We start from the raw sequence: 318 nt of genomic DNA on the forward strand, positions 1-318 counted from the left end.
GGCAACCTGGCCGACGGCTGGACCGCCGAAGGCGATACGGCGCCGCACGATGAACGCAGCCGCGTGCGTGCGGCCGGTTCGATGGACACCACGATCGCCGACATGGCCCGCTTCGCCGCCGGCTACGTGCGCGGCGACGGGCTGTCGGCTTCAATGCGCAGGGAGCTGGTGCGGCCGCAGCTGCCGATCACCACCGCCAGCCAGTTTCCCACGCTGCAGCCAGAGCTGCCTGCGGCCCGGTACCACAAGGGTCTTGCCGCCGGCCTGGGCGTGGTGACGTTCCGCGGCCCGCAGGGCGCAGGCTTCTACAAGGGCGGC

The 318-nt window shown here is 72.3% G+C and carries 1 protein-coding gene; it reads left to right on the forward strand.

The genetic code is table 11. The annotated features are described in order from the left end of the window. Positions 1-318 (forward strand): hypothetical protein (locus EN804_RS35940; protein WP_210237397.1); only part of this gene is annotated, 318 nt, incomplete at both ends.

The sequence above is a fragment of the Mesorhizobium sp. M8A.F.Ca.ET.161.01.1.1 genome (genome assembly GCF_004792105.1).
Lineage (GTDB): Bacteria > Pseudomonadota > Alphaproteobacteria > Rhizobiales > Rhizobiaceae > Mesorhizobium.